The sequence below is a fragment of the Acinetobacter sp. YH01022 genome, from assembly GCF_013420235.1.
Taxonomy (GTDB): domain Bacteria; phylum Pseudomonadota; class Gammaproteobacteria; order Pseudomonadales; family Moraxellaceae; genus Acinetobacter.
Genome location: NZ_VOYP01000041.1, coordinates 1 through 26,169 on the forward strand (window position 1 = coordinate 1; position 26,169 = coordinate 26,169).

General features: G+C 46.4%; 22 protein-coding genes and 1 riboswitch. Of the genes, 16 read left to right on the plus strand and 6 right to left on the minus strand.

Annotated features, from left to right (window positions below):
- Positions 1-314 precede the first annotated feature (314 nt).
- Positions 315-1,199, minus strand: coding sequence for a LysR family transcriptional regulator (locus FTT87_RS12750; RefSeq protein ID WP_086194875.1), 885 nt, complete (start codon positions 1,197-1,199; stop codon positions 315-317).
- 174 nt (positions 1,200-1,373) lie between these two features.
- Between FTT87_RS12750 and FTT87_RS12755 the strand changes: the two genes are divergently transcribed.
- The 16 genes from FTT87_RS12755 (at position 1,374) to FTT87_RS12825 (ending at position 21,094) form a co-directional block, all read left to right on the plus strand.
- Positions 1,374-2,903, plus strand: coding sequence for a CoA-acylating methylmalonate-semialdehyde dehydrogenase (locus tag FTT87_RS12755; protein WP_086194874.1), 1,530 nt, complete (start codon positions 1,374-1,376; stop codon positions 2,901-2,903).
- A gap of 11 nt (positions 2,904-2,914) precedes the next feature.
- Positions 2,915-3,805, plus strand: coding sequence for a 3-hydroxyisobutyrate dehydrogenase (mmsB, locus tag FTT87_RS12760; protein WP_180174948.1), 891 nt, complete (start codon positions 2,915-2,917; stop codon positions 3,803-3,805).
- Between the two features lie 85 nt (positions 3,806-3,890).
- Positions 3,891-5,540 carry an AMP-binding protein gene (locus FTT87_RS12765; RefSeq protein WP_180174949.1) on the plus strand — a complete coding sequence of 550 codons (1,650 nt, stop codon included), beginning with the start codon at positions 3,891-3,893 and terminating at the stop codon, positions 5,538-5,540.
- Positions 5,541-5,600: 60 nt separating this feature from the next.
- Positions 5,601-6,728 (plus strand): acyl-CoA dehydrogenase family protein, encoded by a 1,128-nt coding sequence (locus tag FTT87_RS12770; RefSeq protein WP_180174950.1) that lies wholly within the window; start codon positions 5,601-5,603, stop codon positions 6,726-6,728.
- A 22-nt stretch (positions 6,729-6,750) separates the two neighbouring features.
- Entirely contained in the window at positions 6,751-7,524 is a 774-nt protein-coding gene (locus tag FTT87_RS12775) for an enoyl-CoA hydratase (protein WP_180174951.1), read from the plus strand.
- Between the two features lie 22 nt (positions 7,525-7,546).
- A complete protein-coding gene (locus tag FTT87_RS12780; RefSeq protein ID WP_180174952.1) occupies positions 7,547-8,614 on the plus strand; it encodes an enoyl-CoA hydratase/isomerase family protein in 1,068 nt (355 codons plus the stop codon).
- Positions 8,615-8,682: 68 nt separating this feature from the next.
- Positions 8,683-10,035 (plus strand): MFS transporter, encoded by a 1,353-nt coding sequence (locus FTT87_RS12785; protein ID WP_180082502.1) that lies wholly within the window; start codon positions 8,683-8,685, stop codon positions 10,033-10,035.
- A gap of 760 nt (positions 10,036-10,795) precedes the next feature.
- Positions 10,796-10,925: riboswitch (guanidine-I (ykkC/yxkD leader) on the plus strand.
- A gap of 30 nt (positions 10,926-10,955) precedes the next feature.
- Positions 10,956-11,687, plus strand: a complete 732-nt coding sequence (locus FTT87_RS12790; protein ID WP_180174953.1) for an urea amidolyase associated protein UAAP1 — start codon at positions 10,956-10,958, stop codon at positions 11,685-11,687.
- A 14-nt stretch (positions 11,688-11,701) separates the two neighbouring features.
- A complete protein-coding gene (locus FTT87_RS12795; RefSeq protein ID WP_180174954.1) occupies positions 11,702-12,364 on the plus strand; it encodes an urea amidolyase associated protein UAAP2 in 663 nt (220 codons plus the stop codon).
- Between the two features lie 3 nt (positions 12,365-12,367).
- Positions 12,368-15,973, plus strand: coding sequence for an urea carboxylase (gene uca / locus FTT87_RS12800; RefSeq protein WP_180174955.1), 3,606 nt, complete (start codon positions 12,368-12,370; stop codon positions 15,971-15,973).
- A gap of 122 nt (positions 15,974-16,095) precedes the next feature.
- On the plus strand, positions 16,096-17,019 hold the full coding sequence (locus FTT87_RS12805) for an Abi family protein (RefSeq protein WP_180082393.1): 924 nt from the start codon (positions 16,096-16,098) through the stop codon (positions 17,017-17,019).
- Between the two features lie 3 nt (positions 17,020-17,022).
- On the plus strand, positions 17,023-17,226 hold the full coding sequence (locus FTT87_RS12810) for a hypothetical protein (RefSeq protein ID WP_086194863.1): 204 nt from the start codon (positions 17,023-17,025) through the stop codon (positions 17,224-17,226).
- 473 nt (positions 17,227-17,699) lie between these two features.
- Entirely contained in the window at positions 17,700-17,825 is a 126-nt protein-coding gene (locus FTT87_RS16070) for a hypothetical protein (RefSeq protein WP_257221739.1), read from the plus strand.
- Positions 17,818-18,270: a ribbon-helix-helix protein, CopG family gene (locus FTT87_RS12815; RefSeq protein WP_180043763.1), complete on the plus strand. Its 453-nt coding sequence runs from the start codon at positions 17,818-17,820 to the stop codon at positions 18,268-18,270. Before FTT87_RS16070 ends, FTT87_RS12815 begins: the two co-directional genes overlap by 8 nt.
- Entirely contained in the window at positions 18,267-20,075 is a 1,809-nt protein-coding gene (gene atzF, locus FTT87_RS12820; RefSeq protein ID WP_180043761.1) for an allophanate hydrolase, read from the plus strand. The genes FTT87_RS12815 and atzF overlap by 4 nt, the downstream gene beginning before the upstream one ends.
- Complete coding sequence (locus FTT87_RS12825) at positions 20,072-21,094, plus strand: ABC transporter substrate-binding protein (protein ID WP_180043759.1); 1,023 nt, start codon at positions 20,072-20,074, stop codon at positions 21,092-21,094. Before atzF ends, FTT87_RS12825 begins: the two co-directional genes overlap by 4 nt.
- Before the next feature lie 79 nt (positions 21,095-21,173).
- Here the strand turns inward: FTT87_RS12825 and FTT87_RS12830 are convergent, their stop codons facing one another.
- The 5 genes from FTT87_RS12830 to FTT87_RS12850 form a co-directional block, all read right to left on the minus strand.
- Complete coding sequence (locus tag FTT87_RS12830) at positions 21,174-21,503, minus strand: multidrug efflux SMR transporter (RefSeq protein ID WP_180043757.1); 330 nt, start codon at positions 21,501-21,503, stop codon at positions 21,174-21,176.
- A gap of 8 nt (positions 21,504-21,511) precedes the next feature.
- Positions 21,512-22,393, minus strand: a complete 882-nt coding sequence (locus tag FTT87_RS12835; protein ID WP_180174956.1) for a hypothetical protein — start codon at positions 22,391-22,393, stop codon at positions 21,512-21,514.
- On the minus strand, positions 22,390-23,397 hold the full coding sequence (locus tag FTT87_RS12840; RefSeq protein ID WP_180043753.1) for an isopenicillin N synthase family oxygenase: 1,008 nt from the start codon (positions 23,395-23,397) through the stop codon (positions 22,390-22,392). The genes FTT87_RS12835 and FTT87_RS12840 overlap by 4 nt, the downstream gene beginning before the upstream one ends.
- A gap of 77 nt (positions 23,398-23,474) precedes the next feature.
- Complete coding sequence (locus FTT87_RS12845; protein ID WP_180043751.1) at positions 23,475-24,356, minus strand: ABC transporter ATP-binding protein; 882 nt, start codon at positions 24,354-24,356, stop codon at positions 23,475-23,477.
- On the minus strand, positions 24,356-25,300 hold the full coding sequence (locus tag FTT87_RS12850; RefSeq protein ID WP_086194856.1) for an ABC transporter permease: 945 nt from the start codon (positions 25,298-25,300) through the stop codon (positions 24,356-24,358). Before FTT87_RS12850 ends, FTT87_RS12845 begins: the two co-directional genes overlap by 1 nt.
- Between the last annotated feature and the right edge of the window lie 869 nt (positions 25,301-26,169).

The window sequence follows — 26,169 nt, forward strand, 5'->3', positions numbered from 1 at the left end:
AACATTTTGGCGGTAGGACATACCGTTTTGTCTGTGGAGGGTGGATGCGGTAAAGGTCGCCCTGTGAAGCAGAAAGCAAGTGAAATCCGTGAGGAAGTCACCTAAGAGCTTTTGCTTTTAGAATCCCCCCACTTGAGGTAAAACGAAAGTGGTGGGAGTATGTCAACAGAATGTTCATATTATTTTCCTGTCTTTCTTTAACGTTTATATGCATCATCGCAAGTTAATTTAACAATTCGCTGGCATCTAGATTGTTGTGATCCGTTCATTTGCTGTATCAAGATGTTGTTATTGCAATAGATTCAAGCTGTGATTTATCTGCCCATTAGCAGTCCTTGCTGAACATCGGCCTGTTTACGCAAAAAATCCCACACTAACTTAATTCTGGGCTCATGTTGCAAATCGACCAGGGTCAGCATCCAGAAAGTATGGGTAAAACTCAGCTGATCACCCAAAACTTCTTCCAGTTCGCTTTTATCATGCACCAGAAATCTCGGCAAAATGGCCAGTCCGGCACCTGCCCGGACTGCAATCTCTTGTGCCAGAATGCTGTTACTGCGAAAACAGGCACTGACCTGCAAAGGTAAACGTTCCAGCGAATACAGTGCAGCGCTATAGACCAGATCATCAATATAATCGACAAAGCGGTGCTGTTTCAGATCCTCCAGTTTTTGAATGGGCGGATTGTGTTGTAAATAATGTTTACTGCCATACAGCTTTAGACAGTAATTGGAAAGTCGGGTAATGATATAGGGCCCAGATTTGGGCCGGTCGATGGAAATGACGATATCTGCTTCCCGATGCGAGAGCTTGATGGTTTTCGGCACCGGAATCAGGTCAATGGTCAGCAACGGATAATGCTGGGAAAACTCCGCCAACAGACCGGCCAGAAATGCCGTGCCGAATCCTTCCGGTGCACCGATACGCACCCGACCTTGCAAGGGGTCATGCCGCGTGTCAATCTGGATGAAGGACTGTTCCATCTGTTCCACACGCGGGACCAGCGCCAGACCTTCCGAGGTCAGCTCATAACCGCTGGCTTCGCGTTTAAACAGTTGCGTACCGAGGGTACTTTCCAGTGCCTGAATCCGGCGTGCCACAGTACTGTGTTCGACCCCAATCAGGCGGGCTGCATTGGTGAGCGTTTTAGCACGTGCCAAAACTAAAAAAAAGCGTAAATGATCCCAATCTACTTTCATCTTCTATTTAACATCCTGTTAAATTGCTGTGCATATTTGCACAACCATCGTGCATCAATTTCTATTGGTGGTCAAAGTGTTCTTTGTTAGTCTGCTGAAACAGCGTAAAAAAATACGTTAAAAAAGCCAGTAAAGGCAAAGACAACGACAATAACAAACCAGCACGGAGCGACCATGAACGCTATTCATCATCCACAGCAAAGTACCGGATTCACCACGGCCAAATTATTGATTAATGGTGAATTTGTCGATTCAAAAAGTACTCATTGGCAAGATATTGTCAATCCTGCGACTCAGGAAGTCTTGGGTCAGGTACCATTCTCAACCCCTAAAGAAGTCAATGCTGCGATTGCGGCGGCGCAAAATGCCTTGGCCAGCTGGCGCCAAACCCCAATTCAGGCCCGTATGCGCATCATGCTGAAACTGCAGGACCTGATCCGCAGTAACTTGAAAAGCATTGCCCAGGTCTTGACTGCTGAACAGGGCAAAACCCTGGCCGATGCCGAGGGGGATATCCAGCGTGGCCTGGAAGTAGTGGAGCATGCCTGTTCTATCGGTACTCTGCAAATGGGGGAGTATGTGGAAGGCGTGGCACGTGGGGTCGATACCTATACCTTGCAGCAGCCGCTGGGTGTCTGTGCCGGCATTACCCCGTTTAACTTCCCGGCAATGATCCCACTTTGGATGTTTCCGATGGCCATTGTTTGCGGTAATACCTTTGTATTAAAGCCTTCGGAACAGGATCCCCTGTCGACCATGATGCTGGTTGAGCTGGCGATTCAGGCCGGTATCCCTGCTGGTGTGCTGAATGTGGTGCATGGTGGTAAAGAGGTGGTCGATCTGCTGTGTACCCATCGTGATATCAAAGCCATCTCTTTTGTCGGTTCAACCGCAGTCGGTACGCATGTCTATAATCTGGCAGGCCAGCACGGTAAACGTGTGCAATCAATGATGGGTGCCAAAAACCATGTGGTGGTGATGCCGGATGCTAACAAGGAACAGACATTAAATGCCTTGGTCGGTGCAGCTTTTGGTGCAGCGGGACAGCGTTGTATGGCACTTTCGGTAGCGGTGATGGTCGGTGAGACCAAGCAGTGGGTCGATGAACTGGTCAATAAAACCAAAACCTTAAAGGTCAATGCCGGACATGAACCGAATACCGATGTTGGGCCAGTGATTTCAACCCGTGCCAAAGCGCGTGTCATAGATTTAATTAACAGTGGGGTTGAACAGGGCGCCGAACTGCTGCTGGATGGTCGTGATGTGCAGGTTCCTGGCTATGAACAGGGTAATTTTGTCGGTCCCACGATTTTTAACCAGGTCACGACCGAGATGCGCATTTACAAGGAAGAAGTATTTGGTCCGGTACTGGCGATCATGCATGTCGATACTTTGGAACAGGCGATTGCACTGATTAATGCCAATCCGTTTGGTAATGGCGTGGGACTCTTTACCCAAAATGGCAATACGGCACGCACCTTCCAGAACCAGATTGATATCGGTCAGGTCGGTATCAATATTCCAATTCCGGTGCCTGTGCCGTTCTTCAGCTTTACCGGATCACGCGGTTCCAAGCTTGGCGATTTAGGTCCTTATGGCAAACAGGCAGTGCAGTTTTATACCCAGACCAAAACAATTACCAGCCGCTGGTTTGAAGACAACCAGGAAACCACTGGTGTGAATACCACCATCAGTCTGCGTTAAGGAGCATCAGCATGAAGATTGCATTTATCGGTTTAGGCAATATGGGCGGCTCGATGGCACAGAACCTGCTCAAGTCGGGACATCAGGTTTTTGGTTATGACTTAAGCGAAACAGCACTACAGCATTTCGCGCAAGCCGGTGGCATCATCTGTGACAGCCCGCAAGCTGCTGCCAAGCAGGCAGAGGTCGTGGTCAGCATGTTGCCCGCCGCCAAGCATGTCCGTGAAGTTTATTTAGGCGAACACGGTATTCTGGAGGTGCTTCAGGCGGGCAGCCTGTGTATCGATAGCAGCACCATTGACCCGCAAACCATTCAGGAGATTGCCGCAGTAGCGCAGGCCAAACAGGTTCGCGTCTGTGATGCACCGGTATCCGGGGGGACTTTGGGCGCCAAAGACGGTACATTGACCTTTATGGTCGGTGCAGATGCTGCCACCTTTGAAGCCGCCAAACCAGTCCTCAGCTGTATGGGCAAAAATCTGGTGCATTGTGGTGCTGTGGGTACAGGACAGGTGGCGAAAATCTGTAATAACCTGATTCTGGGCATTTCCATGACTGCGGTTGCAGAAGGAATGGCGCTCGGGGCCAAACTAGGCATGGATCCGCAGGCGCTGGCTGGGGTAATCAACAGTTCCACCGGACGTTGCTGGAGTTCTGAGATTTATAATCCCTGGCCGGATATCTGTGCCAATGCGCCATCATCACGGGGTTATACCGACGGTTTTGCCGCACAACTGATGCTGAAAGATCTGGGCCTGGCGGTCGATGCCGCGCAACAGGCCGAGCAGCCGGTGGTTCTGGGCAGCATGGTACAAAAACTCTACCAACAGCTGTGTCAGGACGGTCATGCCCATCTGGACTTCTCCAGCATCATGCATCAATACACCCCAACACCTGCTTAAAAACTTAATGATTCAATGGAGCAAGGACTCGCTTCATCAACAATACCTTGTCAGTAATAACGATAAATTCAGGCTGAGGTTGAACATGTTAGATTATCAAAAAACGGTTGAAAATTTTGATTTAGATGTGGTGGCAAAGCAGTATTTGTCCGGTTCGATGCAGGCGGTAAACGCCTGTTATGAATGTTGTGACCGGCATGCCGATTCCGATGTGATTGCCTTGTACTGGTATGGCAAAGACGGCCGCAAAGAAAAATACAGCTTTCGTGAACTGAAGAAATATTCCAGTCAGTTTGCCAACTTTTTAAAGTCACAGGGCATTGGTAAAGGTGACCGCGTTTCCGGCTTGTTGCCGCGCACCCCGGAGCTGATCATTACCATTCTGGCGACCTGGCGCATTGGCGCAGTCTATCAGCCTTTATTTACTGCCTTTGGCCCTAAAGCCATTGAGCATCGTATTCAGCTGGCACAAAGCAAGCTGGTAGTCACAGACCTGGCCAATCGGGAAAAATTATCCGAGATCAGCCACTGCCCCCCGATTGTGACGGTACAGGCTGAACTGCAGGCAGAAGCCTATCCGCAGGATCTCAGCTTCTGGAGGGTACTGAACCGGCAAGCGGAAAACTGTGAACTGGAAATGCTTGGTATCGATGAGCCATTTTTACTGATGTTTACCTCGGGCACCACCGGGCCAGCCAAACCGCTGAAAGTCCCGCTAAAAGCGCTGATTGCTTTTGCCGGCTATATGCACAATGCCATCGGTCTCACCGAGGATGACGCCTTCTGGAATATTGCCGATCCAGGCTGGGCCTATGGTTTGTACTATGCCATTACCGGGCCTTTACTGCTCGGACACTCGACCCTGTTTTATGAAGGCGGTTTTAATGCTGAAAGTGTCTGCGACATTGTCAAGGAATATGGCATCACCAATCTGGCTGGTGCACCAACCGCTTACCGTATGATGATGGCAGCGGACCCTGCCCAGATGGCCCAGCTGCGTGGCAAGTTGCGCGTAGTCAGTAGTGCCGGAGAACCGTTAAATCCGGAAGTGATCCGCTGGTTTAAAGAGGTGCTGGATGTGCCGATTTATGACCATTATGGCCAGACCGAAGTCGGGATGGTGGTGTGTAACCATCATGCACTAGAGCATCCGGTGCGTTCAGGCTCAGCAGGCTTTGCCAGCCCGGGTTACCGGATTGCCGTCGTCGATGAACAGGGCCATGAATTGGCAGCTGACGTTCCGGGCATTCTGGCGGTGGATATCAGCCAGTCCCCAATGATGTGGTTCTCGGGTTATGAAGAAAGCCGTAAATCGCCTTTTGTCGGCCATTACTATTTAACCGGTGATACTGCGGAAATTCATGCCGATGGCAGTATGAGTTTTGTCGGGCGCAGTGATGATGTCATTACCACCTCAGGCTATCGCGTCGGTCCGTTTGATGTCGAGAGTGCCTTGCTGGAGCATGACGCGGTGATCGAAGCGGCAGTGATTGGTGTACCTGACCCAGAGCGGACCGAAATCATTAAAGCCTTTGTGATTCTTGCCAGCCATTCTCCTGCAACTGCCGAGCTGCAACAGGAACTGGGTCAGTTTGTGAAAAAGCGTTTATCTGCCCATGCCTATCCGCGCCTGATCGAGTTTGTCACTGAACTGCCGAAAACCCCGAGTGGCAAGATTCAACGTTTCTTATTACGTAATCAGGAAATTAACAAGCAACAAGCGAAGACTGCATAAACCAGCCAAATTCAGCAGATTGAATAAAAGATCGAATTAAAGAGATTGAAGGAAGAATCAATGCAATTTACGGAAGAACAACAACTGATTCAGGACATGGCCAAGAGCTTTGCCCAGGAACAGATTAAACCACATGCCGGCGAGTGGGATCAAAAAGGCATCTTTCCCAAAGATGCATTGGCTCAAATGGGCGAATTGGGTTTTCTTGGGATGCTGATTCCCGAGGAATGGGGCGGTTCCGGCACAGGCACACTGGCTTATGTGTTGGCGCTGGAAGAAATTGCCGCAGCCGATGGTGCCACCTCTGCGATTATGAGCGTGCACAACTCGGTCGGTTGTGTACCGATTCTCAAGTTCGGGACAGAGCAGCAAAAGCAGCAATTTTTAAAACCTTTGGCCCAAGGCGAAATGATTGGTGCCTTTGCCCTGACCGAACCACATACCGGTTCGGATGCTGCTGCCATTAAAACCCGTGCGGTCAAAGACGGCGAGCACTACATCATCAATGGTGCCAAACAGTTTATTACCTCCGGGAACAACGCCGGGATGATTATTGTCTTTGCCGTGACCGATCCATCTGCGGGAAAAAAAGGCATGAGTGCCTTTTTAGTGCCACGCGACACCCCAGGCTATGAAGTGATCCGGGTGGAAGAGAAACTGGGTCTGCACGCTTCGGATACCTGTCAGATTGCCTTAACCGATGTGCGTATTCATGAAAGTTTAAGACTCGGTGCAGAAGGTGAAGGCCTGAAAATCGCCCTCGCCAATTTGGAAGGTGGACGGATTGGCATTGCCGCACAAGCCGTCGGTCTGGCCCGTGCCGCTTTAGAAGAAGCCAGCAAATATGCGCATGACCGTGTGGCCTTTGGCAAGCCGATTTTTGAGCAGCAGTCGATTGCATTCAGGCTGGCCAGCATGGCCACCGAAATTGAAGCGGCACGTCAACTGGTGCATTTTGCTGCACGTAAAAAGGAAGCCGGCGAAAGTTGTTTGACTGAAGCCTCCATGGCCAAGTTATTTGCTTCGGAAATGGCGGAACGTGTCTGCTCCAAGGCGCTACAAATTTTTGGTGGTTACGGTTATCTAAAAGATTTTCCGATTGAACGCATCTATCGCGATGCGCGGATTTGTCAGATTTATGAAGGCACCAGCGATATTCAGCGCCTGGTGATTGCACGCAGTTTATAAGGAATGAAAAAGGATTTTTATCATGCAATGGCAAACGATTTTACTCGAACAACGTAACGGCGTCGGACTGATTACCTTAAACCGCCCTCATGCGTTAAATGCACTGAATAACCAGCTGATTGTTGAAGTCAATCAGGCCTTGGATCAGCTGGAAAAAGACCCGGCCATCGGTTGTATCGTGATTACCGGTTCGGAAAAAGCCTTTGCTGCCGGTGCCGATATTAAGGAAATGGCTGATTTAACTTTCCCACAAATCTATCTGGACGATTTTTTCAGTCTGGCCGACCGGATTGCGCAGCGTCGTAAGCCATTGATCGCAGCTGTAAGTGGCTATGCCTTGGGTGGCGGGTGTGAATTAGCTTTAATGTGTGACTTTATTTATTGTGCTGATAATGCAAAATTTGGTCTGCCTGAAGTCACCTTAGGCGTGTTGCCCGGCATTGGCGGGACCCAGCGTTTAACACTGGCCATCGGCAAGGCCAAAGCCATGGAAATGTGCCTGACTGCCCGGCAAATGGGTGCACAAGAAGCTGAACAAAGCGGTCTGGTGGCCCGGGTATTCGCCAAGGAAGAACTGCTGCAACACACCCTGCAAGCGGCGGAAAAAATTGCCGAGAAATCCTTGCCGGCAGTCATGATGATTAAAGAGTCGATTAACCGGGCCTTTGAAGTCAGTCTGGCCGAAGGCCTGCGTTTTGAACGCCGGGTTTTCCATTCCATTTTTGCCGGTGCTGACCAAAAAGAAGGCATGCAGGCCTTTGTAGAAAAACGCCCAGCCCAATTTACCCATCAATAAAACATCATAATAGGAAAAAATAATGAGTGATGATAATAACTTAGCGATTCGGGTCGCAGGAGGTCTGGGCATTATTAGCCTGGATCGTAGCAGCCATTTAAATGCCTTGACCCTGCCGATGATTCAGGGTATTCAGGCACAACTCGATCAGTGGCGCCATGACCCGCAGGTACAAGCCGTGCTGATCAATTCCAACAGTCCGAAAGCGTTCTGTGCCGGAGGCGATATCCGCTATCTGTATGACAGCTATCAGGCCGGAAATACCCGATATCAGGATTTTTTCGCTACTGAATATGCCATGCTGAGCACGCTGCGTCATTTCCCCAAACCCGTGATCGCGATGATGGATGGCTATGTCCTGGGTGGCGGCTTTGGACTGGCACAGGCGTGTCATATTAAAGTGACCAGTGAAAAATCACGTTTTGCCATGCCAGAAACCGCGATTGGCTTTTTCCCGGATGTCGGTGCCACCCATTTTCTGTCCCGACTGGATGAAGTCGGTGTATATATGGCATTGACCGGTGAACAGATCAGCAGCAGTGATGCGCTGTATCTGGATCTGGTTGATTATCATGTTCCGAGTGAGCGTTTTGCTGAGTTAGAAGCGGCATTGAGCGCTGCGCCTATTTTAAACCCGGTGGAAATCCCCAAAATCATCAGTACATTTATCACCCATCCGCAAGAAAGAGAATTACAAAAACGGATAGCGTCTATTCACAAGCATTTTGCCTATCAGAACCTGGATGAGATTGAACACAGTCTGGCCCATGCAAGCGATGCCACGGAGCAGGAGTGGGCGGATAAAATGCTGGCCATCTTGCAGCAGCGTCCGCTGATGGCCAAACAGATCAGCCTGAAATTACAGCAGGCCGGCCAGAACCTATCGCTGGAAAAATGTATGCAGTTAGAACGGGATTTGCAGGATATCTGGTTAGAGCAGGGTGATTTTATCGAGGGAGTACGGGCACTGATCATTGATAAAGACAAAAATCCACAGTGGCAAACAGACAATGCAGAATTTGAAAAAACGCTGGAAAAATGCTGGCCAGTCTGGACCAAGCAGCATATAGATTCGCTTTGTTATAAATAATCGGAGTTTATTTTAAATAACAAAGTGGGTCACGGATGACACAGCTTAAAAATATAAGAGGGATAGATATGAAACCCGGACAAGAATTACATGCTCAAGCTAAAAAGCCTTCACACCGTTTGGCGGGTATATCCAGTATGGTGGGTACCACCATTGAATGGTACGATTTTTTTATTTACGGTGCTGCGGCCGCATTAATTTTTAATAAACTCTTCTTTCCTAATCTAGATCCATTGATGGGGGTCATGGCTGCATTTGCGACTTACGCTGTTGGCTTTATTGGTCGGCCTCTGGGAGGCATTGTATTTGGTCATTTTGGAGACAAAATTGGCCGTAAAGCCATGTTATTGACTACGCTGATTATGATGGGTATTCCCACCGTGCTTATTGGTTTATTGCCGACCTATGAAAGTATTGGTTATTGGGCGACCGTGTGTCTGATTATCCTGCGCTTTATTCAGGGTATGGCTATGGGAGGAGAATGGGGTGGTGCTGTTTTAATGGCAGTTGAACATGCACCTGAAGGAGGCAAGGGATTTTGGGGTAGCTTACCTCAGGCCAGTGCGGGTGGTGGACTGATGCTCGCATCAATTGCTCTGGGATTGGTGTCTATGCTGCCAGAAGCCAGTCTATTTAGTTGGGGGTGGCGAATTCCATTCCTTGCCAGTATTGTTCTATTGGGCGTTGGCTGGTATATACGGGTCAAAGTGCCAGAATCCCCCGATTTTGAAAAAATGAAAGACCAGGTGCAAGAGATTAAAGTACCGGCTTTGCAAGTGTTTAAAAATCATCCTCGAGAGCTTTTAACCATTATTTTTGCTCGTGCCGCTGAGAATGCATGGTTCTATATTGCTTCTACCTTCGCCCTCGCCTATACCACCACAAAACTGGGAATTCCCCGTCAAGACATTCTATTTGCCACGATTTGTGGAGGTGGCTTGATTATGATTATGACGCCTTTATTTGGACATCTCTCAGATAAGGTGGGTCAAAGAAATATGTTTATGTTTGGTCTGGTGGTCCTTACACTTTATTGTTATCCATTTTTTAGTATGTTGGATACAAAAGACCCACTCTTGGTCTGGACTGCAATCGTATTGGCCATTGGTGTAGTTTTCCCGCTCATGTATGCACCGCAATCCCAGTTGTTTGCTCGACAATTCCCGACCGAAATTCGATATAGTGGTATTTCAATTTCTGTGCAGTTTGCCGGAGTCATTGGCGGAGGCTTAGCTCCCTTAATTGCAACTAAGCTTTTGAGTGTGGGTGGGGGGAGTCCTCATTTGATTATTGGCTATATTATAGGCATGGCTATATTTGCGATTTTCTGTACATGTTTTATGAAGCGTGACAAGTTCAGTATTCCCCACTCCAAAGTGATGGTAAAAAATGCAACAGAAACCGATTTATCCAGCCTTTAATATGAATCAAATTGAAGTTATTCAATAATGTAGCAATGAAATGGATATTTCTTTCGGTTTTGGAAATAATTTTTCCAAGACTGAAAGAATAACGATACGGATGATTTCCATCAGTCTCGTACAAGAAACACATAATTTTCAATGGTTTAAATAACAGCGCTGGAAGCAAAGAGATCAAGCCTTTATGCTTGTTGATAAAGGGTAGAGCAGGCTTTCGGCCAATTAGGGATAAGATGCCTAAGCCCATTCAAAGCCAGTAAAACAATCCATTAACCTTCTTGCATAAGCAGATTAATTGAGAAATTGGCGAATATCGCATTCGACTTGAGTATGTAAATGCTAAATTAAACATTTTCAGAATTTTTGCTACACTTTACCGTAATCGATGTAAATGTATGGGTTTAGGTCTGAATTTGATTGCTGCAATTTACAGCACGGAAATGATTAAAAGAGATTTTTTCAATAGATCTAATAGAGAATCTCGAAATAAATGATTTAACCTATGCTTCATCGTAGAGCATCTATTTATCATCTGCTCGAAGTCAAGACAGCAATCCCGAGTCATCGTCATCGTTTTTGGACCTTGAATATGTTTAACTTTGCTAAGGTTATGCAAATTTTATCTCATTAATAGAACAACAGCTTTTATTGCCAAGTTCTATGTCAACAACAATTCTAGAATATAAAGACTGATGTCAGTATTACAAATACAAAAAATCGTAATACTAAACTGGCACGTCATTTGCATTTATCTATCCATCATAAAGTGATCTAGGGTTCCGGCAGTTATTTGGGTAGTTATTTGCAAAAATACTGTGTCTGAGACCGAGAGTTCACGGCTTAGTTTTGATAAAAACAGAGCTACACGGAGGGATAAAAGCCCGGGAGGTTGGAACAAAAACCTTAGAGAGGTCAAGCAAATGGGCGACTATCATAACAATCAGACTTTATGGACTGAAATCCTGCCAGGCGGGCATCACTGGTCGGGCCGCATTCAAAAAGGCGCAATTCTACAATTCAAGGCACTTGGTGCCAATGCCAACGTTTCCCTGTTCTGTGTTAATGCTGAAGATAAGCTGGAACGCTACAACATGCCCGACAGTCTAAAAGGGCAGCATACCGCATTTTTAAGCACCGGCCATGTGCTGTATTCAGATCTCGGCCGGGTCATGGCATCGATTGTCAAAGATGAGCATGGCTGGAATGATGCTTTATGCGCGCCAAGCACCAAAGTACAAATTGAAAAACAGTTTGGAACCAAGACCTTTCAAGATGCACGCAATGATATGTACCGCAATGGCCGTGACAGCTTGCTGTTAGAGATGACCAAATTTGGCTTATCGACTCAAGATTTAAGCGCTACGGTCAATCTGTTTTCTAAAGTTGTGCCAAATGATATGGGTGAGCTGTCTTATGTGGCATCGGACCATAGCAATGAGATCATTGAACTGCGTTTTGAAATGGACTGTCTATTATTCCTGTCTGCCGCACCCCATGCCTTAGATGACAGCGCTGAGTATCAACCTGCCGATATTCAATTGTCATTGTTCAAAGCCAATACTTTAGCCGAGACCGATATTTGCCGTGATTCATGCCCGCAAAATCAGCGTGCTTTCCAAAATAATAATCGTTACTACGCACTCAGCGTTTAATTGGGGGAATCATCATGACTGCATTAGCTAATTTAGAAAATGGTTTAGAAAAATCAGTATTAAGTGAAGTCTGTCCTGCCGGTGAAGCGTGGATGGGTGAAGTCAAGAAAGGACAGTATTTCCGTATTGTTGACCTGGAGGGCAACCAGGCGGTGGATACTTTATTTATTTCAGCAAGAAATCCTGAAGAGCGTTATAGCGCAACCGATACGCTTGCGATCAATAAACAGATTTATTTAGAAAAAGGCACCACGCTTTATACCAATTTTGGCAATGCGATTGCGAAAATTCACGATGATAACTGCGGTCGCCACGACACTTTAGGCGGTGCATGTTCGTGTGAAAGTAATACGGTACGTTATGCACATGATAAATACCCAATGCACAGTTGCCGTAATAATTTCATGATGGCATTGTCTCAGCATCCGATTGCCAAAAAGCATGGCCTGAATGTGCGTCATATTGGTCCAAACATTAATTTCTTTATGAATGTGCCGGTGACCGCAGATGGTCATTTGAAATTTGATGATGGCATTTCAGCACCCGGTAAATTTGTCGAGATTCAAGCAGAAATGGATTTGATTGTACTGATCTCAAATTGCCCGCAACTGAATAATCCCTGCAATGCCTATAACCCGACCAAAATTCAACTGATCATCCGTGAAGGTGAGGAATAAGCCATGTTCAATAAAGTCCTCATTGCCAACCGTGGTGCGATTGCCTGCCGCGTGATCCGTACTTTAAAAAAATTGGGTATCCACTCGGTTGCAGTGTATTCAGAAGCCGATCGTGATTCCTTGCATGTCACACTGGCCGATGAAGCGGTATATCTTGGTGAAGCAGCGGCCACTCAAAGCTATTTAAATGTTGAGAAAATTTTAGACATTGCTAAACAGACCGGTGCCCAGGCCATTCACCCGGGTTATGGTTTCCTGTCTGAAAATGCCGAATTCTGCGACCTGTGTGAATCTCAAGGTATTGCCTTTATTGGTCCAAACTCCACACAAATGCGTAAGTTTGGCCTGAAACACACCGCACGTGAACTGGCGATTCAAGCCAAAGTGCCATTGTTGCCGGGCAGCCAGTTATTGGCAGATGAAGCTGAAGCGCTGACTGAGGCTGCACGTATTGGCTATCCGGTGATGCTAAAAAGTACCGCAGGTGGTGGCGGTATCGGCATGCGTCTGGTCTGGAATGAGACTGAACTGAAAGATGCTTATGCAACGGTGTCTTACTTGGCCCAAGCCAATTTTAAAGATGCAGGTTTATACCTAGAGAAATTTGTACAAAACGCCCGTCATATCGAAGTGCAGATTTTTGGTGATGGCAATGGCTTAGTCTTAGCACTAGGCGAGCGTGATTGTTCAGTACAGCGTCGTAACCAGAAGGTGATCGAAGAAACCCCGGCACCGCATATCACTGATGAGCAGCGTGCCCATATCCAGAATGTCGCGATCCAGCTGATGCAATCAGTGAATTACCGTTCGGCCGGTACGGTTGAATTCGTGATGGATACCGATACGCAGGAATTTTACTTCCTGGAAGTGAATACCCGTCTGCAAGTCGAGCACGGCGTGACCGAGCAGGTCTTTGGCGTGGACTTGGTGGAATGGATGGTGACCCTAGCCAGCGGTGACTGGACAGCACCAAGTGAAAAACTGGAAGCCAAAGGTCATTCGATTCAGGTGCGTCTGTATGCCGAAGACCCGATCAAGAACTTCCAGCCCAGTGCAGGTTTACTGACCCATGTTGAGTTTGATGCCAATGCGCGTAATGAAACCTGGGTAGAAACCGGTTCAACCGTATCGTCTTTCTACGATCCGATGATTGCCAAGATCATTGTCACCGCAGACGACCGTAAATCTGCGATTCAGGCGATGACCAAAACGCTGGCAAAAACGCAGGTTGCGGGGATTGAAACCAATCTGGAATATCTGCAAAACATCATCGACTGTGAGGTGTTTAAAGCCGGTACCCAAACCACACGTTTTTTAAATACCTTTGTATGGAAAACCCAAAAAATTGAAGTGCTGCAAGCTGGTATTCAGACTGCTGTGCAGGATGTCACTGGTCGTCTTGGTTACTGGGATGTCGGTGTACCGCCATCCGGTGCGATTGATCCATTGTCACTCAATGTCGCCAACCAGTTACTCGGTAATGTAGCGAATACAGCAGGGTTGGAATGTACCCTGCAAGGCCCGATACTGAAATTCCACTGTGATAGCCAGATCGTACTGGCCGGGGGTGACATGCCATCGACCTTGGATGGTGTAGAGGTGCCGATGTGGCAAACGGTGAATGTAGGTAAAGGCCAGATTTTAAAATGTGGCAAAATCGCCACAGGTTGCCGTACCTATATCGGCATCAAGGGCGGTCTGAATGTCCCAAAATATCTGGGTTCACAAGCGACCTTTACCTTGGGCCAGTTTGGTGGTCATGCCGGGCGTAACCTGTTAATTGGCGATATGCTGCCAATTACGGCATTTACATCTAATGAAATAAAAGCTCTTGCACCTGAACAAGTTCCGACTTTTAGTCAGGAATGGGAAATTGCGGTGATGTACGGCCCACATGGGGCGCCGGATTTCTTTACCAAAAATGACATTGATACCTTCTTTGCCAACAGCTTTGAAATTCACTTTAACTCCAGCCGTACCGGGATTCGTCTGATTGGTCCCAAACCGGAATGGGCACGTGAGGACGGTGGTGAAGCCGGTCTGCATCCTTCTAATATTCATGACAATGCCTATGCCATTGGCGCGATTGACTTCACCGGGGATATGCCGATTATTTTGGGTCCAGATGGACCAAGTCTGGGGGGGTTCGTCTGTCCAGCCGTAGTGATTAATTCAGAACTGTGGAAACTCGGTCAGCTGAAAGCCGGCGATAAAGTCAAGTTTGTCCCTGTCAGCTACCACCAAGCAAAACTTTTAAATGAAAAATATCATGCACAATTAGAAGCTTCTGATACCCAAGCTATGGCATTTGATGAATCGTTCTACCCTGAAATCAGCACCTTAAAATCAGCTATTTTAGATACCTTAAAAGGTCAAAATGGTCTACCGGATGTAGTCTATCGTCCTGCTGGCAATAACTATATGCTGGTGGAATATGGCGAGCTGGTTTTAGATCTTAACCTGCGTTTCCGTATCCATGCACTGATGCAATGGGTACAGAAACAGAATATAGCCGGCATTATTGACCTGACGCCGGGCATCCGTTCACTGCAAATCTATTTTGATTCGATCCAGCTGGATCAGCTCGACCTGCTGCGTCTGTTGCAAGTCGCTGAAGCTGAACTGCCGGATGTGACAGCAATGCAAGTGCCATCGCGTACCGTGTATCTGCCACTGGCCTGGGAAGATTCTCAAACCCAACTGGCAACTGAACGTTATATGCAAACTGTGCGTCCAGATGCGCCGTGGTGTCCAGACAATATCGAGTTTATTCGCCGTATTAATGGCTTAAAAGATAAACAAGCCGTGAAAGATGTGGTTTATGACGCAAGTTACTTGGTGATGGGCCTGGGCGATGTGTACCTGGGTGCGCCTGTGGCGACCCCGCTTGATCCACGTCAGCGTCTGGTCACCACCAAATATAACCCGGCACGGACCTGGACACCTGAAAATGCCGTGGGGATTGGCGGTGCCTATATGTGTGTGTACGGCATGGAAGGCCCGGGTGGTTATCAGTTTGTTGGTCGTACTACGCAAATGTGGTCACGCTACCGTAAAAATGCCGACTTTGAACAAGGTAAACCGTGGTTACTACGTTTCTTTGACCAGATCAAGTTCTATGAAGTCTCTGAAGCGGAACTGATGCAGATGCGTGATGACTTTAAAGCGGGACGTTTAAAACTGCGTATTGAAGAAGGTGTATTGAACTTAAAAGAATACAATGACTTCTTAACGGAACATCAGGAATCGATTTCAGCATTTAAAGAAGTGCAACAAGCGAACTTTGATGCAGAACGTCGTCGCTGGCATGCAGCAGGGCTGGCGGAATATGTGTCTGAAAGCCTGGACGCTGTCGATGATGGTGAAGGTGTGGAAATTCCAGATGGTGGTTGTGCAGTGGAATCGCATATGCCGGGTTCAATCTGGAAAATTGAATGTGCTTCGGGTGATATTGTGGAAGAAGGCGCAACTTTGGCCGTCATTGAAGCGATGAAGATCGAGATTCCAATTATTGCCCCTGAGCGTATGCGTGTAGATGCCATTACCATTGAAAAAGGGCAAACGGTGAAGACGGGGCAGGTGTTGTTTACCTTGGCGCCAGTGGCTTAAAGAATAACTTGCTAATAGAGACAATTGTCGTTAGTATGATACTTAATACAGCCGCCACGCTTAGTTCTTCTTCGGGAGTCCGCGCAACCTTGGCGGTTTTTTATGTCTGAATATAATGAACCATGTTGAAAATCTACAATAAAAAACCACTCTCATATATCGAACAGGTAAATCATTTGGAAGACAAAGGCATGATTATTCATAATCGTGCCTGGGCTGAATCTGTATTGTCTAAATATGGTTATTATCGTTTAAGTGCATATTGGTATCCTTATCGTGTACGACAAGAATATAAAATTTTAGATACATTTCAACCTAATACAAGATTTGAAAGCATTGTTCAGCTATACGAGTTTGATACAGAACTCAGGTTACAAGTCTTTAATGCCATAGAGATGATTGAAACTTATTTACGTACACAGATTACCTATTTTATGGCGCATAAGTATGGTGCTTTTGGAATTTATCAGGTAACAAACTTTCATCCAAAATTTAAGCATAGCAGTTTTATCAACAACTGTAATAAAGAGGTCGAGCGTTCAAAAGATATATTCATTCAACATTTTGAACAAAACTATATCGGATTTTCAAAAATTCCTATTTGGATGCTGACAGAAGTTTTAAGTTTGGGATCACTATCTTTTTTATATCAGGGCTTGAAGAACAATAAGTCTGAAGGTGTAGAAGATAAAAAGGAAGTTTCACAGCACTTTTCAGTACATCATGAAAAATTAGCTGAATGGTTGCACATATTGACCTATGTACGAAATACTTGTGCACATCATGGGCGATTATGGAATAAAGAATTAGCAATTAAATCCAAAGTCGATAAAGATCCCAATTGGCAACCACCTATTACACCGACCAACAAACGTATCTTCTATGTACTCTTAATATTAAAAACATTACTCAGACCGACAGGTTTTGATACAGAGTGGTGCAATCAACTGAATAAACTATTAAAACCTATACTGAAAAATGAGAATTGGCGTGTTGCGATGGGTTTCCCTGAAAAATGGGAAGATCATCCTATTTGGAATTTATAAAAGATGGCTAAAAAACTAGAAGAACTTTTAGGAATGCATAGTATTGAAAGTCAAAATCGTATTTTTGAAAATGCAAAAATAATTTTGAATGATCTTGTTAAAGAAGATATTCAATTATTAAAACTTGCAGAAGAAGCTAAAAACGATGAAACCGTAAAGATGAGTCTAAAAGAGCTACGAGCTCGAGTTCACAAAAACCGCGCTTAAAAAGTTTGATAAGCTGAGCCACACTTTAACGCAAAAAGTGAACCTGAATGGTGCAGTGTTGTACAATTTTTATGCATATTTAATGATCTAAATAGCCTTCCTTCTTTTCACTCCCGCTTCAGCAGGGCTTTGTGATGCCGCTGCGGCATTATTCAGTTCATTTTATATTTTGGCACGCTTTCTGCTTTTATTTATATGACAGATAAACAGAGGAGAGCCATTTACTTGATCACTCAACCATACTCATCGTTCAACCCATCATGTATAAAAAAAATAACTGTACATGAAGAATAAAAGCAATCGAACCGGTGAAATTATCAATAACCCCCCTGATTTAAAACAGGCCCCAGCTCAGCGTACTGGGGCTTTTTTTTTGCCGTTTTTATTTAATCCCGTCACTACAATTGGCACGCTTTCTGCATTTTAGCAAGTAATACGAAATTCCAGTTTTGTAATACCTGTAGGAGATGCACATGAATCATCCAGACTCGAATAAAAAGCTGCATCCATGGCTGAAATTCTTAGTTGAGCTTTTAAGTGTACGTGCCGGACTGCATTTACAGCAATCCGCACAGCAGAAGGAATACCGCCGTGGCTAAACAAAAATTGGCACGGATTAGTATCACCCTGCCAGAAAGCACGCTTCAGGCACTCGATCAAAAGATTGTCGAGCAACATTATGAAAGCCGTTCTCAGGCTATTGTCGACATGATTAACCGCTATTTGATTGACGATCTGGTGGCACACGATGAAGTGATGGTCGGCACATTGACGCTGGTCTATGACGTCAGCCTCAAGCCGCTGCGTTCCCAGCTGGTGGACCTGCAACAGCAATATCTGGAACAGGTGATCAGCTCGCTACATATCCAGCTGGATGATGAAAAAGTCCTGCAGGTGATGCTGATGCAGGGCGTGAGCAGTGACCTGAAAGAAATTAGTGAACAATTTATTGCATTGAAAGGGATGCTCAAAGGGCACCTGGAACTGATGGATGCCGTGATGCCCCCCATTCCTCAAAATACCAATAAAGGAGTATTGTCATGAACACTTTATGGACCATTCAGGATTGGCAGAATGCTTACCAACAGCAGCAGATCCAGTTACAGGATCTGATCTCTTATGTCGCATCGTTTAACAATGACAATCATGCCTGGATTTCAATTGCCACAGCAGAACAATTACAAGCCCAAATTGATACTCTAAAGGGTAAATCCGTAGCAGACCTACCACTGTACGGTATTCCATTTGCGGTGAAAGACAATATTGATGTTGCCGGTTTTTATAGCACGGCAGCCTGTAAAGAAGCTGCTTATCTGGCCAGCAGTGATGCAACAGTGGTTGCCAAGTTGAAAGCGGCTGGTGCGATTGTGGTGGGTAAAACCAATCTGGACCAGTTTGCAACCGGTCTGGTCGGTGTACGTTCTCCATACGGTGCAGTGAAAAATAGCTTTCATCCAGACTATATCAGTGGCGGTTCAAGTTCGGGTTCATCTGTGGCGGTTGCCAATGGTCAGGTGCCTTTCAGTTTAGGCACAGATACCGCAGGTTCGGGCCGTGTGCCAGCCGGACATAACAATATTGTAGGGCTTAAACCGACCAAGGGCTGGTTCTCAACTTCGGGGCTGATTCCGGCTTGCCGTACCATTGATGTGATTTCAATTTTTGCCTTGACGGTGGATGATGCCTGGCAAGTAGCCCAGATCATGCAAGGTTATGATACATCTGATGAATATTCACGCCAGCATCCAGCCAATGTACCCACCCAGTTTTCTAAAGGCAAAATTGCCATTCCGGCACAACTAGAATTCTATGGCGATGCGGAATCGGAAAAAGCCTTTAAACTGGCGATCGCTCGTGCCAAACAGCTGGGCTATGCGGTCGAAGCGATTGATTTCAGCATCTTCAATCAGCTGGCTTCAGCTTTATATAACAAAGCTTGGGTCGCAGAGCGTTGCAGCGCCGTAGAGAAAATAGTCTCGCGTGAGGTGCCCCATCCGGTGATTCACCAGATCATCAGTCAGGCGGACAACTTCAACGCTGTCGATATGATGCAGGCGGAATATGAACGTGCCCAGCTGGCGCGCCAAATCAATCTGGCATTGGCGGACTTTGATGCCTTGATGGTGCCTACCGCACCGACCATTTACAAGATTGCCGATGTGGAAGCAGATCCACTGGTTAAAAATAGCCACATGGGTGCCTATACCAATTTCGTCAATTTTGCTGATCTGTCAGCCTTGGCACTGCCAAATAGCATTCGTGTTGATGGCCTGCCAAGCGGTGTGACCTTTATTGCTCCTGCCTGGATGGATCAGGCCTTGGCCAACTTTGCTCAACGCTGGCAGCAAGCGACAGCTTTAATGCTGGGGACTTCGCAGAAAACTTATATACCAAGCACCCAGATTCAATCTCAGCATTCGGTCAAACTCGCAGTCGTAGGTGCACACCTGACGGGTATGCCGTTGAACTTCCAGCTGACCACACGTGGCGGAACCTTGCTGCAAACCACCCAGACCGCAGCAAGCTATAAATTGTATGCCTTGAAAAATACCACACCGCCTAAACCGGGCCTGCAGTACAGCAGTACAGGTCAGAAGATTGCAGTCGAAGTCTGGGATATTCCATTTGCCAACTTTGGTCAGATTGTTGCAGAAGTGCCGGCACCGCTCGGTATTGGCAATGTTCAGCTGGCAGATGGTCGTTGGGTCAAAGGCTTTATCTGTGAAGGCTATGCGCTGGAAGATGCCACTGACATCAGCCATTTCGGTGGCTGGCGTGACTTTATTCAATCAAAACAACCTTCAAACACGCGTTTTAAATGTAATTGCATAGGGGAAATCGCACCATGATGAAAAAACTAAGTTTAGCCGCATCAATCTGTGGCGCCATTTTATTGAGTGGCTGTGACAATACGGCTAAAGTGCCAGAATCAGATGCCAAGGCAGGCGCTAGTGCCCAAACCCAGCCGATCCGTATTGGTTATAGTGACTGGCCGGGCTTTGTGGCATGGCAAGTGGCCATTGAAAAAGGCTGGTTAAAAGAAGCTGGCGTAAATGCCGATTTTAAATGGTTTGACTATTCGGCTTCATTGTCTGCTTTTGCTGCAAACCAGCTGGATGCGGTGATGGTCACCAACGGAGATAATCTGGTGACCGGTTCCGGTGGTACCAAAGGCGTAATGATCATGGCAACCGACTATTCGGCGGGAAATGACGTCATTATCGCTAAACCGGGGATTAATACGATTCAGGAACTGAAAGGCAAAACAGTGGCGACTGAAAAAGGTCTGGTCGATCACCTGCTGCTGTCGACTGCACTGGATGATGCCAAAATCAAGCTGAACGAGGTCAAGCTGGTCAATACCATGACCAATGAACTGCCTCAGGTCTTTAATACTCCAGATATTGATGCGATTGCCGTATGGCAGCCGGTCGCCAATCAGGCTTTATCTGCCGTTGCCGGTTCAAAGATTATTTTTAGCTCTAAAGATAAAGCCGGCCTGATCTACGATACCCTGACGGTGAATCCAGCACATCTGCAAGCCAACCAGGAACAATGGAAAAAGCTGATCCAGGTTTGGGATAAAACGGTAAAATATATTAATGATCCGGCGACTCGTGAAGATGCGGCCCGGATTATGGCCAAACGGGTCGGGGTCGATGCCAAAGCCTATATGCAGTTTATCGAGGGGACGCATCTATTGGACTTAGAGGCGAACAAGAAAGTCTTTACCAAAGGCAATGGCTTCGATTCGATCTATGGTTCCAGCTACCATGTCAATAAATTCAATGTGACCAATGGCATCTACAGCACTGAAATGAATGTCGATGCTGTCATTGTGCCGACATTGGTACAAGAGCTGAAATAAAGCCAGATCTAGTGCATAAAAAAATCCCCAGTCTGATCAGACTGGGGATTTTTTTATGGTCAGATAAACATCAAAAAAATTAAAGTTCAGTGCTTTTAGAAAACACATTGATAAAAATAATACCCATGATCATCAATGCCAGTCCGATCAGCGCCGGAAGATCTAGGTGCTGTTTAAACACCAGTAGGCCAACCGTTGAAATCAGGATAATGCCGGCACCGGACCAGATCGCATAGGCAATGCCCATCGGAATGGTTTTCATGGTCAGTGACAGAAAGAATAGCGCAACGGCATATCCAAGAATGGTGGCCAGAGATGGCCAGAGCACACTAAAGCCATTGGAGGCTTTCAGGGCAGAAGTCGCAATCACTTCTGCAATGATGGCAATCGACAGATATAAAAAAGCCATATTCCTCCCTAGAGCACGCGTGCTGCATGATGCATCAGGTGATCCTGTTCTGACTTCAGCCAGTGTTCCGCTTCTGCAGTTGTCGCAGTGCTGTGCTGAAACTCGTAGTCAGGCATATACATATCTACCGCAAAAATCAGGTCGATTTCATGACCATCCAAAATTACATGCTGAACCAGACGGGTTTTATCAAGAATCTCAAAGTTGTCGAGATTAAAAGCGTTACCGGCTTCACTGGCGCAGGTGCTGTACGTTTTAGTTTGACCATCCGTGCCGATCGAGACTTCAAAACTTTCAATTAAAGCAAAAACAGTTGGATCAACCGCTTTTAAATCCATTTGAGCAACTGTGCTTTGTACATCTGGCAAACGGGTCAGGGCATAGGCCATATGATTGCCACAGATAATCAGGCCGCCATCCATTTCCAGCTTTTGTCTTAACTGGACATCAAGTGCTGATTGAAGTCGCAGGCCTAAAAACACACCGCATTGTACCTGCTGGCGCCAGTCTTCGACATAAACGTTGCTGGGAGAGAATTCCAGAATGCAGTTGCCAATCGCATGCAGCTTTGCCGGCTCAGGCCATTGCACATGGTTCTGGTAATTGGCGTAGTCAGCGACCTCCCAGGACAACAGCTGCTTGGATTCATCCCATAAGGTATTGCCAATCCAGCCCTGACGGTCTGCGATGGGTGTGCCATTCTGACTTTTCAGGCGCAGATCAATGGTAAAGCTGCGCGACTGAAACCAGTACACAATGGTATTTTCATCGGTCAGGCCATTAAAGAAGCTGATACTTTTGCGCCGGAAAGCACCATATAAAAAGTTCGGAATAACTTCAGGCTGACGGGTTGTCGGTGTTAAAGTTGTCAGTGCTTCAAGTAAGTTCATGATGTTGCCTCCGGCTGTTCTTCAAGGCCAAAGGAGGACAGCGGGACCGCATTTTTCAGTACCAGTTCGCCGGAAGCGATACGTTGTTTTAAATAATGAAACGTTTGTGCAGTCTGGTTAAACAGATGTTCGCCACCAATCAGTGCAGCATATTTGCAATCTTCAGTTTGAATGACCGGTTCAATCACGGTGTCATAATTGCAGGCACAAAACAGCGGGAAGGAGTAACGTTCTTCCGAAACCTTTTTCACCCGATGTTTGGTCGCCAGGTATTGACCATTGGACAGAATTTCCATCATGTCACCGATATTCATCACTAGGGTATTTTCAATCAATGGAATATCGATCCACTCACCGGCTTTATTCAGTACCTGCAAACCGGGTGCAGTGGGTAGCAGCAAGGTAAAGCATTCATAGTCGGTGTGTGCACCAATCCCTTCAGCATCTGTGACTTCGGGATTATAGGGATAATGAATTAGGCGTAACTGGCTTGGGGCATCGGTAATTTTACGCGCAAAAAAGTCTTCTTCGATGCCCAGTGCCAGGGCAAAAGCAGCAAAAATCTGCTGGCTGATCTCACGCAGATGGCTGTAATACTGACTGACCACTGCCCTGAAATTGGGGTCTTCCGGCCATAAGGTTGGGCCGAGCAATGGGCAGCCTGTTTCAGGTCCCTGATAGTCATAATTGACATCATAGGCTTCTTTTAGATCATAGCTATGTCCAGCAAACTGTTCTTCGCCAATCGGCACATAACCACTATGGTTACTGGATTGACCAATATAGTGCTGCATCTTGCTGTCCAGATCCTGTGAAAAATAGGATTGGGCAATTTCAATCAAGGCTTTGGCATAGTCAAAATTAAATTGGCGACCTTGCAGATAGAGAAAGCCAACCTCTTTGCAGGCCTGATCCAGAGCATGAGCGACTTCAAGACGGTCGGCCAGATGTGGACTTTGCAGTTTGGAGATATCAATAAGCGGAAGTACATATGGGTCTTGCATGGCAATCACCTTAATTGTTGGTCGTCCAACACAGCGATTAAAACCTTTGGGTCGTCCCAAAGGTGCTTTTAACCTGATTATTTGCTGGTGCTCACTTTGGTCAGACGCGGAATCTCCGGCAGATCCGCCAGTGCTGGATCTAGTTCATCTTCCTGGGCATGCACCATGTGATCGACATGCTCACGCAGCTGTTTAAATTCCGGCGTCAGCATCAGATCGGGATGACGTGGACGTGGCAGATTCACTTCAATAATTTCTTTAATTTCACCCGGATTGGCTTTCAAGGCCACAATGCGGTCGGCCAGCAAAATCGCTTCATCCATATCGTGGGTCACGAAAATAATGGTGATATCGATGTTCTGCCACAGGTCCAGCAGGTGACGCTGCATTTTCTGGCGCGTATGCGGATCCAGCGCACCAAAAGGTTCATCCATCAGCAAGACTTTGGGTTCATTGACCAGCGCACGGGCAATCGCGACACGCTGTTTCATCCCGCCAGACAGCTGATGCGGATACTGGTCCTGATATTTTTCCAGACCAATGATATTGATCCATTCACGTGCCTGCGCTTCGGCTGAGGCATTACTTTGGCCTTTCATTTTTGGGCCAAACATGACATTTTCTTTGACGGTTTTCCATGGGAACAGGGTATAGCCCTGAAACACCATGCCACGTTCCGGACTCGGACCGGTAATCGGCTGGCCATCGACCAGAATCTCACCACTGCTATACGGGTCTAGTCCTGCTACTACACGGCTAAACGTAGACTTTCCACAACCAGAAGGACCAATCACACAGATAAACTCACGCTTATGAATTTTGAGATCCAGGGCATTTAAAACCGTACGTTCAGTTTTGCCATGACTGAATTTTTGCGTCAGCTGTTTCGCTTCCAGAATCACCGGACGGCTATAAATCTTGTTAAAGTATTCGCGGGTATTAAATTCAGGGTTTTGCATTAATTTGCTCCCGGTTTCCATTTAAATAGGCGTTGTCCCAGTTTCATTAACATCACATCGCAAAGCAGACCAATCACCCCAATGATCAGGATCGCGGCAAAGACATTGTCAAAATTCTGGTAACGGGCTTGCTGGGTAATAAACCAGGTAATCCCCGAGGTACTGCCGATCAGTTCAGCCACGATCAGATAGGTCCATGCCCAGCCGAGCAGGACACGCAGATTGCGGTAAATTTCAGGAAGGGCCGCTGGAATGACCACATAAAACAAGCTTTTCATTTTATTGGTGCCTAAGGTAAAACCGGCTTCAATCAGGCTACGGTCCACCAGACGTGTGGTATTGGCAATAATCAGGATTTGCTGGAACAGGGTGCCAATGACAATGATGGCAATTTTCGGTGCATCATTGATCCCTAAAATAGCAACCGCAAGTGCACCAAAGGCCGGGGCAGGCAGGTAGCGGAAAAATTCAACAAAAGGCTCGGTCAGCTGGGAAATTTTGTGAGAGAAACCACATAAAATACCGAGTGGAATCCCGATCAGCGAAGAAATAAAGAAAGCACTAAAGACCAGTTTGATACTGTGCCACAGGCTTTCATGGAACCAGGGTGTATTGGCCTGTGCAGGTTCAGTGGTGAATGCCGTGACCAGGGCAATCGCCACTTCATGTGGGGCGGGCAGATAGATCGGATTCACCAGAATCCCTTGCGGTGGAGCCAGACCTTGATCTAGCGCAGACTGGGCGGCAGAGAAAAAGACGTCTTTATCAATGCGACTACCGACCTGTAAATAGTTCACGCTGCCTGAATCGGCAATCTGGACTTGTGGATGCCAGATAAAGGGTAAATAGCTGACTGCACACCAAATCAAGACCGGTATTAAAAAAGACCCCAAGCCAAACAGCAGTTTATTTCTTTGACTGAGTTCACGTGCAACGTAACCCATAGTGTTGCCCCTCAATATTACAATTTTTATAAAACGTAATACTGATTAAGCAAAATAGGTGCCAAAATTATTGTTTTCATTCAATGGACTGCTGGAAATAGCCTAAGCTGAAAGAAACTGATGTTTAAATTACGCATAATGCCACCTTTTACATAGGACAAAGGCTTTAGAAGCGGGGACGTTGTGCAGGCCATCATCTGGTGTGTTTAGCCCCTGGTTAAAAAACGTGGAAACTAAAATCAGGTGGCTTAGATAGATGGGGAAGGAGCTAGCCTCAACCATGACCTGGTTTAATGAGTGGCGAGTACCAGAGAGCAAGTATTGAAAGCTTTTAAACGTGCAGTTAAAAAATAATGTAAAAACTAAAAAATGGAAGAATTTCTACAATTTGATCAGACATATAGCGATAGTTAGCTCATCATTTCGCTACTTTTGGTATGTAAACAGATTACAGTAAATAAATTAGAAATTGACATTCTGCTTAACCTCAAGGCGCAGCTATCTACGCATCTTTCTCGATCCTTAAAATATGTTGCTATTTTCTCTAACTCATCCACTGAATATTCTGAAGCTGGCTGAAGGGTACCAGTGTACTGAATAAGCCAAACGACCCATCTGAGTGGGAGCTTGCAGTTATCACCACCCGAGATATTGCGCCTTTAAAATATTTGTATAATCCTGCCATAGCCAGATAAAAACTCAGGGTTTGTAACTACTAATTGAAATCTACTTATTTCTATACTAACCCGAATTACGGATAAGAAAACCGCTTGAAAAAAAGATGGTTAGAGCCATTTAGAAAGTTACTACACAAACCAAAGACTCTAACCACCATGTTTGATTTTACAGAAATCTTCTGTGTTATTGAT

Coding starts and splice junctions, on each gene's coding strand:
- FTT87_RS12765 (WP_180174949.1), top strand. CDS start 3,891: ATGTTAGATTATCAAAAAACGGTTGAAAATTTTGATTTAGATGTGGTG.
- FTT87_RS12825 (WP_180043759.1), top strand. CDS start 20,072: ATGATGAAAAAACTAAGTTTAGCCGCATCAATCTGTGGCGCCATTTTA.
- FTT87_RS12755 (WP_086194874.1), top strand. CDS start 1,374: ATGAACGCTATTCATCATCCACAGCAAAGTACCGGATTCACCACGGCC.
- FTT87_RS16070 (WP_257221739.1), top strand. CDS start 17,700: ATGAATCATCCAGACTCGAATAAAAAGCTGCATCCATGGCTGAAATTC.
- FTT87_RS12775 (WP_180174951.1), top strand. CDS start 6,751: ATGCAATGGCAAACGATTTTACTCGAACAACGTAACGGCGTCGGACTG.
- atzF (WP_180043761.1), top strand. CDS start 18,267: ATGAACACTTTATGGACCATTCAGGATTGGCAGAATGCTTACCAACAG.
- FTT87_RS12840 (WP_180043753.1), bottom strand. CDS start 23,397: ATGCAAGACCCATATGTACTTCCGCTTATTGATATCTCCAAACTGCAA.
- FTT87_RS12835 (WP_180174956.1), bottom strand. CDS start 22,393: ATGAACTTACTTGAAGCACTGACAACTTTAACACCGACAACCCGTCAG.
- FTT87_RS12785 (WP_180082502.1), top strand. CDS start 8,683: ATGAAACCCGGACAAGAATTACATGCTCAAGCTAAAAAGCCTTCACAC.
- FTT87_RS12790 (WP_180174953.1), top strand. CDS start 10,956: ATGGGCGACTATCATAACAATCAGACTTTATGGACTGAAATCCTGCCA.
- FTT87_RS12795 (WP_180174954.1), top strand. CDS start 11,702: ATGACTGCATTAGCTAATTTAGAAAATGGTTTAGAAAAATCAGTATTA.
- FTT87_RS12805 (WP_180082393.1), top strand. CDS start 16,096: ATGTTGAAAATCTACAATAAAAAACCACTCTCATATATCGAACAGGTA.
- FTT87_RS12845 (WP_180043751.1), bottom strand. CDS start 24,356: ATGCAAAACCCTGAATTTAATACCCGCGAATACTTTAACAAGATTTAT.
- mmsB (WP_180174948.1), top strand. CDS start 2,915: ATGAAGATTGCATTTATCGGTTTAGGCAATATGGGCGGCTCGATGGCA.
- FTT87_RS12770 (WP_180174950.1), top strand. CDS start 5,601: ATGCAATTTACGGAAGAACAACAACTGATTCAGGACATGGCCAAGAGC.
- FTT87_RS12750 (WP_086194875.1), bottom strand. CDS start 1,199: ATGAAAGTAGATTGGGATCATTTACGCTTTTTTTTAGTTTTGGCACGT.
- FTT87_RS12780 (WP_180174952.1), top strand. CDS start 7,547: ATGAGTGATGATAATAACTTAGCGATTCGGGTCGCAGGAGGTCTGGGC.
- uca (WP_180174955.1), top strand. CDS start 12,368: ATGTTCAATAAAGTCCTCATTGCCAACCGTGGTGCGATTGCCTGCCGC.
- FTT87_RS12810 (WP_086194863.1), top strand. CDS start 17,023: ATGGCTAAAAAACTAGAAGAACTTTTAGGAATGCATAGTATTGAAAGT.
- FTT87_RS12850 (WP_086194856.1), bottom strand. CDS start 25,300: ATGGGTTACGTTGCACGTGAACTCAGTCAAAGAAATAAACTGCTGTTT.
- FTT87_RS12830 (WP_180043757.1), bottom strand. CDS start 21,503: ATGGCTTTTTTATATCTGTCGATTGCCATCATTGCAGAAGTGATTGCG.